This window comes from Acinetobacter sp. UBA3025 (assembly GCF_002367915.1).
In the GTDB taxonomy this organism is placed as follows: Bacteria; Pseudomonadota; Gammaproteobacteria; order Pseudomonadales; family Moraxellaceae; genus Acinetobacter.
Map to the genome: position 1 here is coordinate 1 of NZ_DFDO01000025.1, position 7671 is coordinate 7671.

At 43.1% G+C, this 7671-nt stretch carries 7 protein-coding genes; 1 reads left to right on the top strand and 6 read right to left on the bottom strand.

The genetic code is table 11. The annotated features are described in order from the left end of the window. Positions 1–44: 44 nt before the first annotated feature. The 4 genes from clpB to crp all read right to left on the bottom strand — a co-directional run bounded on the left by clpB (position 45) and on the right by crp (position 5338). On the bottom strand, positions 45–2624 hold the full coding sequence (clpB, locus tag B4J23_RS01065; protein WP_125278430.1) for an ATP-dependent chaperone ClpB: 2580 nt from the start codon (positions 2622–2624) through the stop codon (positions 45–47). Positions 2625–2877: 253 nt separating this feature from the next. Continuing rightward, a complete protein-coding gene (locus B4J23_RS01070; RefSeq protein WP_125278429.1) occupies positions 2878–3243 on the bottom strand; it encodes an MbcA/ParS/Xre antitoxin family protein in 366 nt (121 codons plus the stop codon). A gap of 144 nt (positions 3244–3387) precedes the next feature. Beyond that, a complete protein-coding gene (locus tag B4J23_RS01075) occupies positions 3388–4437 on the bottom strand; it encodes an NADP(H)-dependent aldo-keto reductase (RefSeq protein WP_125278428.1) in 1050 nt (349 codons plus the stop codon). A gap of 193 nt (positions 4438–4630) precedes the next feature. Then, positions 4631–5338 (bottom strand): cAMP-activated global transcriptional regulator CRP, encoded by a 708-nt coding sequence (gene crp / locus B4J23_RS01080; RefSeq protein ID WP_004782527.1) that lies wholly within the window; start codon positions 5336–5338, stop codon positions 4631–4633. Positions 5339–5485: 147 nt separating this feature from the next. Here crp and B4J23_RS01085 point away from each other — a divergent pair, with 147 nt between their 5' ends. Continuing rightward, positions 5486–5908, top strand: coding sequence for an OsmC family protein (locus B4J23_RS01085; protein WP_004782528.1), 423 nt, complete (start codon positions 5486–5488; stop codon positions 5906–5908). A 43-nt stretch (positions 5909–5951) separates the two neighbouring features. On the opposite strand, the gene B4J23_RS01090 is transcribed toward B4J23_RS01085, so the two are convergent. After that, complete coding sequence (locus tag B4J23_RS01090) at positions 5952–6995, bottom strand: metallophosphoesterase (protein ID WP_291358414.1); 1044 nt, start codon at positions 6993–6995, stop codon at positions 5952–5954. 248 nt (positions 6996–7243) lie between these two features. Beyond that, on the bottom strand, positions 7244–7671 hold a 428-nt coding region (locus B4J23_RS01095), incomplete at its 5' end, for an NADP-dependent isocitrate dehydrogenase (protein ID WP_291358416.1).

A 7671-nucleotide genomic window follows, 5' to 3' on the forward strand; every position in this document is an offset into this window, starting at 1 on the left:
AACCCAGCCTAGGCTGGGTTTTTTTGTTGCGAGGAGAACTTCTATTAGCTGAGTTTCATTTTTTCAAAGACCAGCTCGCCACTTTCACCACGAACGACGATGGTATCACCAGGGCCAAACTCACCTGCCAGGATGCTTTGTGCCAAACCATTTTCAATACGTTGCTGGATCGCACGTTTTAATGGACGCGCACCATACAAAGGATCGAAACCAGCTTCGATTAACTGATCGAAAGCACTGTCATCCACAGACAGACGCATATCGCGTTCTGCCAGACGTTGACGCAAGCGGTTCAACTGGATATCGGCAATACCACGGATCTGGTCTTTTTCCAGTGCATGGAACACCACTAGCTCATCAATACGGTTGATAAACTCTGGACGGAAATGTTCCGATACCGCATTCATCACCACTGTACGGACTTCTTCACGAGTTGCTTTATCGCCCAGTTCACGGACATCCTGTGAACCCAGGTTCGAAGTCATCACAATCACGGTATTTTTAAAGTCCACCACACGACCTTGCGAGTCAGTCAAACGACCATCATCTAGCACTTGCAGCAGAATGTTAAATACATCCGGATGCGCTTTTTCGACCTCATCGAATAACACCACGCTATATGGTTTACGGCGCACCGCTTCAGTCAGCACACCACCTTCTTCATAACCGACATAGCCCGGAGGTGCACCGACCAAGCGGCTCACCGAATGTTTTTCCATAAATTCGGACATGTCGATTCGGATCATGGCATCGTCACTGTCGAACAGGAAGTTCGCCAAAGCTTTAGTCAATTCTGTTTTACCCACACCTGTTGGGCCTAAGAACAGGAATGAACCACTTGGACGGTTAGGATCGGACAAGCCAGCACGTGAACGGCGCACAGCATTAGATACAGCCACTACGGCTTCTTCCTGCCCAACAACACGGTTATGCAGGAAGTCTTCCATATGCAGCAGTTTGTCACGCTCACCTTGCAGCATTTTCGCTACAGGAATACCGGTCGCAGCACTTACTACTTCGGCGATCTCGTTGTCAGTGACTTTGTCACGTAGCAGTTTTGGTGCTTCACTTTCTTCAGCCGCTTCAATGCGTTCCAGCTGTTTTTGCAGCTCCGGAATTACACCATACTGATAACGTGCTGCTTCAGCCAGATCACCTTCACGCTGGGCTTTTTCCAGAGCAATGCGAGCCTGATCCAGTTTCACCTGAATATCTTTGTTGCCTGCTACCAGCGCTTTATCGGCACGCCAGATTTCTTCCAGTTCGCTGTACTCTTTCTCTACAGTGGAAATCTGCTCCTCCAGATGTTTCACTTCGCCTTGTGCACCAGAGTCTGCATCTTTTTTCACAGCTTCAAGCTGCATCTTCAACTGAATCAGACGGCGTTCGAGTTTATCCAGTGCTTCAGGTTTAGAATCCAACTCCATTTTGATACGAGATGCTGCTTCATCAATTAGGTCAATGGCTTTATCCGGCAATTGACGATCTGTGATGTAACGGTGCGACATTTTCGCCGCAGCAATAATTGCTGAGTCCAGAATCTGCACACCATGGTGAGTTGCATAACGATCTTTCAGACCACGCAGAATCGCAATGGTATCTTCCACGCTTGGTTCATCCACCAGCACTTTCTGGAAACGACGCTCTAAGGCTGCATCTTTTTCAATGTACTGACGGTATTCATCCAGAGTCGTTGCACCGACACAGCGTAGTTCACCACGTGCCAATGCTGGTTTCAGCATATTGCCCGCATCCATGGCACCATCGCCTTTACCGGCACCCACCAGTGTATGCAGCTCGTCAATGAACAGGATAATTTCGCCTTCATGTTTAGCCAGATCTTTCAGAACGGCTTTTAGACGTTCCTCGAACTCACCACGATATTTAGCGCCTGCTAGCAAAGAACCAAGGTCCAGAGATAAGACACGTTTGCCTTTCAGTCCTTCTGGAACTTCACCATTGACAATACGTTGTGCCAGACCTTCGACAATCGCAGTTTTACCCACACCCGGCTCACCGATCAGTACCGGGTTGTTTTTGGTACGGCGTGACAGCACCTGAATCGTACGACGGATTTCATCATCACGACCAATCACCGGGTCAAGTTTGCCAGACATGGCACGTTCAGTTAAATCAATCGTATATTTATTCAGTGAGTCCCGTTGATCTTCATGATTATTGCTCATGACTTTTTCATCACCTCGAATTTGATTAATAACCTGTCGTAAATTTTCAGTTTTTACGCCAACACTATTTAATAAGGTTTTGGTTGCACCCGTTTCTGCAAGTGCCAGTAATACCCAGTCTGTAGACAGGAACTCATCTCCTGCTTTCTGTGCATAACTGTCCGCAAGATGCAGAGCTTTGGCTGCTTCCTGACTGATGTTGATATCGGCAGAGGGATTACCGAGCGTAGCTACATTATTTAGCGCAGTTTGTACTTTGCTTTGCAGGTCACGCAGGTTCGCTCCTGCCTGTTGCAGCAAGCTCACATTCGATGCTTCTTCCATCAAGGTGGACAAGATGTGAATCCCTTCAATGGCAGCATGATCCTTGCTCATTGCCAGAGATTGCGCATCGGAAAGGGTTTGCTGTAAGCGATTGGTAAATTTCTCAAAACGCATTCTTGTTATTCCTCACAACAAATTTTCTACTTGATGGATATATGGGTGCTGGAAATAAAATTTCAAATAATTTTTTATATATTTTTCAAAAATTTAATTAAATAAAAGACAGAGTTATCAGTATTAATATTGGTATTCAATGAAAATATTTCAAGTGAGCGAAAGTAGAATTTTTAAAATGAAGATCAATAATGAATATCTGATTTAATTGACTCTGCTATTTTTCGGATGGGTAGAAAATAGAGAAAGACCTTTAGTGCGGTTGCAAGCGTCCTAGTAATCGCAATACTGCACTCAAACCATGTTCTGTTTGCATCAAGGATCTTGATATTTGCTGATCCAAAAGCTTGTTAGGTGAATTGATAAACTGGCGCATCCAGCTCAAGTCTCCACCATTCAGACCAAATAACGCTTGATAGATATTGATTAAAGTTATCGCTCTTTTACCTGCGCTAGTATCTGCTTCTAATTCTTTTTGATTTATGATTGACGATAATTCTGCTTCAGATAGATCCAGAACTAATGCAAGCTCAGATTCTTGCAATTGCAAATGCTCAGCTAAGTTGAATATAGCTTTGGCTAATACTTGGGATTTAGAAATATCCGTTTCATTATTCATTTTTATTAAATCCTATTGATGAATCTTGTTTTGATTATGCTGCCTTTATCCTTTTCTCGCTATGTTGTTTATCATTAAATTTGATCCTTTATTGAAACAAAAATGCCCTCACTTGAAGGGCATTTAAAGAGAACACTTGAACAATTATGGTGCCGGATTGGGTTGCTGACGGTGAATGGTTTCAATGCCCTGCAAGACTTCTTCAGAAAGATTCACGTCAAACGCCTGAATGTTTTCCTTGAGCTGATCCAAGTTGGTCGCACCAATAATAGTACTGGTCACGAAGAACTGCTGTTTAATGAAAGCCAGTGACAACTGGGTTAAGGTCAGGCCATGCTGCTCAGCCAGTTGTGCATACTGCTCGACGGCCCACTCGCTTTCCGGATTGCTATAACGGCTAAAACGTGAAAATAAAGTCACACGTACATTGGCTGGACGTGCACCATTGCGGAATTTACCAGTCAGATAACCGAATGCCAGCGGTGAATAAGCCAGCAAACCCACACCTTCATATTTGGCAATTTCCGACATACCAATTTCATAAGTACGATTCAGCAAACTATATGGATTTTGCACGCTTACAAATTTGGACAGTCCCAGTTTCTCTGCCAGATGTAAGAATTTCATAGTACCCCAAGGCGTTTCATTGGACAAGCCAATATAACGGATACGACCTTTCTTAATTTCGTCATGCAAAGCAGTCAGGGTTTCTTCCAGATTCGTTACGGCACGATCATCTGCAGCTTCTGCATTGCCATAACCCAACTTGCCAAAGAAATTGGTCGCACGCTGTGGCCAGTGCAATTGGTACAGATCGATATAATCAGTTTGCAAACGCGACAATGAATTATCAATTGCTGATGTAATTTCCGAAGCCACGAACTTGGTCTGGCCATCACGGATATGGCTCCCACCTTGTGACGGACCCGCAATTTTCGAAGCTAAAAACAGTTTGTCACGACCACCCCGTGAAGCAATCCAGTTACCAATGATGCGTTCAGTTGCACCTTGGGTTTCCGGCTTGGGTGGCACTGGATACATTTCTGCGGTATCCCAGAAATATAAACCTTGCTCCAAGGCATAGTCTAATTGCTGAAAAGCCTCTTCCTGAGTATTCTGCTCACCAAAAGTCATGGTGCCCAAACAGATTTCTGGCACTAAGATTCCCGTATCCGCCAATGGTCTGAATTGCATAAAAATGTCCTTTAAGTTTATCTGTTATTTATCAAGAGCAAGTGTGCTATAGCCTATCGGAATTATAAGACGGACTTAAATCATCTTTTCTAACAAGCTTGTGCCAATTTGTTATGTTTTGAATCAGGCTGAAATTTTTAAACAGGAATAAAAAAAGCAAACCCGAAGATTTGCTTTTTATCGTGCTTTTGGCTTATTCGTCTTCGAACTCGCCAGCACCCACTGCTTCAGGTTCTTCCAGCGATGCATCAAAAATCAGAATCGCCTTACCATCGGTTTCAATCATGCCCTGTTCTTCTAGAGTTTTTAGAACACGACCGACCATTTCACGTGAACACCCAACAATACGGCCAATTTCCTGACGGGTAATACGGATCTGACGACCATTTGGCAAGATCATCGCTTCTGGCTGAGATGACAGGTCAATCAGACAACGTGCAATACGACCAGACACATCGATAAATGCCAGGTCAGTCACTTTACGTGTGGTATTTTTCAGACGGCGAACCAGCTGGGCAAAAACTGCATAGCTAAGGTCTGGATATTGTTTGCTAATTTCATGAAAGTTTTCATAGGTAATTTCAGCAATTTCACAGACATCACGAGTACGCACTTCTGCAGTACGCTGTGGATTTGCTTCGAAAAGACCCATTTCCCCAAAGAAGTCTCCCGCATTTAAATAAGCTACCACAATCTCACGTTCATCATCTTCACGAAGAATGATAGACACAGACCCCTTCAGAATTAAATACAGCGATTTAGATTCTGATCCTGCATCCACGATCGTGGTACGTTTTGGATAGCGATTGATATATGCACGTTTTAATAACGCCTTCACTGATTCAGGTAGTTGCCCCGGCGAAAGTGCGTCTGTGCTTAATTGTGAAAAGTTTGAAGTCATGCTTACAGTTCCGAATATGGATAATTTATAGATCGCACAAGACCTAATGTGAACTTGTCACACAGTGGGATTGAAATTCCTTATCAACCCAATTTATGTTAGTGTACAGTTACTTCGTAAATTTATAGCTTTTTTTAGGTAGTTGCAATGCAAACGAGTGTTCATTGGCTAGAGAATGTTGCTTTTGAAGCAAAAACTCAAAGTGGTCACAGTATCATCATGGATGGTTCACCTGAATATGGCGGTGAAAACCGTGGTCCTCGCCCAATGGAACTGATTTTAACCGGTCTGGGCGGTTGTGCTTCTTTTGACATTGTGACAATTTTAAAGAAAGCACGTCAGGAGATTACTGATGTTCGCTGTGAATTAAAAGCAGAACGTGCCGATACAATTCCTGCGGTATTTACCAAAATCCATCTACACTTTGTGGTCAGCGGTAAAGGCATCAAAGAGAAACAGGTCGCTAAAGCCGTAGAACTTTCTGCTGAGAAATACTGTTCTGCCAGTAAAATGCTATCTGACGGTGGGGTCGAAATTACTCACGATTTTGAAATTGTAGAAGTGGAATAATCCACTAATTTCAATAAAAAAGCAGTCTTCGTGGCTGCTTTTTTTACGTCATTTTTTGAGTGAAATACTGCTGGCCATCTTCAAAAATCACCAGATTTTCAGGCCATCTTAAAGCCCCGAGATGATGGGCAAACTCAGCCTGTTGCTGACGATCGCGATAACGCCTACCCACTGAATAGTCGACACAGAATACATTCTGCTGCTGTCCAAACCATTGCAGGGCATCAATATGCTTAAACAGACCGGATTTTTCTTCGGTGGTTTTAAAGTTTCTCCAATAATGGCCAGTCACCACAGGTATCCTATCTGTATAACGCTCCCACCATGGCAAACGGTCAATCATACGCCAGCGCCCCCCTGCATAGACTGGACGTTGTGCAATTTTTTCTGCGCCTGAGCTTAAGGTACGAATCGGATTTTGCATCTGGTCGCGTAACTCTTTTTCAGCGATATATTTTAATAAGGGAATACTGGCTGCTGGATCCTTGAATTGTCCCTGATATTGCTGCTGTTCACTCTGGATATATTCATCAAAGCCTAAAGTCTGTAACTCAAGCTCATTTTTCAGGACAAAATAATCATAAGCCTGTCTGATTGAATTAAAAGGAACAGATTTCAATTGTTGAATTGCCTGCGTATCCCAGCAAGCATGCACAATTCTTAAATGGGGTGCATCTAGAGCCAAAGGCAGGCTGTTTAGAAATTCTAGAATCCATGCACGATCCTGAATTGAAGCCTGAACTGAATCAAAAGTTTTGAGATCATCCTGATGCGGTGAACCAAAAAACCAGCCATTGCCTTCCCGTAGCGTATCGGTTAACAAGTTGATTTCATGATTACCCAGAATGCATTGCGCATTGCCATTTTCTATTAAGGTTTTAACCTGTCTGATGACAGTGATACTGTCTGGTCCACGATCACACAGATCCCCGACAAAAATCAGTTTACGCTGTTCAGGATGACGACCTTGCAGATCGTAGCCCAATACTTCTAACAATTGTTGTAGCGCATCAATCTCACCATGAATATCGCCAACAATATCCACCGGACCATCAAAAGTCTGCTGTATGAATATCTGATTACTCATGGCTCTACCCTACCCAGGTCAATAAAACCTTTTTTTTAATATAGCGCTTATACTTTAAATCAATATAACAATTTCAGAATTATTTTTTAATCATTTCGATTATTCAATCAAATAACGATAGATCAGAAACTTAACTGAAATCTCATTTCTTCATTTCTTATCTAAATGTATATCTAAAAACAATAAAAAACCGGCGCCTAAGCACCGGTTTTATTCACTTTACGAGCTTTAAAGCTAGTACAGCCTGATTAAGCGTTTAGTGATTCAATGATTTGGTTCAATGTAGCACTTGGACGCATTACAGCATTTACTTTTGCAGGATCAACCGCATAGTAACCACCGATATCTACAGATTGGCCTTGAACTGCATTCAATTCGCTTACGATCTTCTCTTCATTTTCAGCAAGAGACTGAGCGATCGGTGCAAATTTCGCTTTCAATTCTGCATCTTCGTCTTGCGCTACAAGTTCTTCAGCCCAGAATTTAGCCAGGTAGAAGTGGCTGCCACGGTTGTCTAGCTCGCCAGTACGACGTGATGGAGACTTGTCATTGTCAAGCAATTTACCAGTCGCAGCATCCAGTGTTTTCGCGAGCAGTTTCGCACGTGCATTGTTTTCTTTAATGCCCATTTCTTCTAAAGAAACTGCAAGCGCAAGGAACTCACCAAGCGAATCCC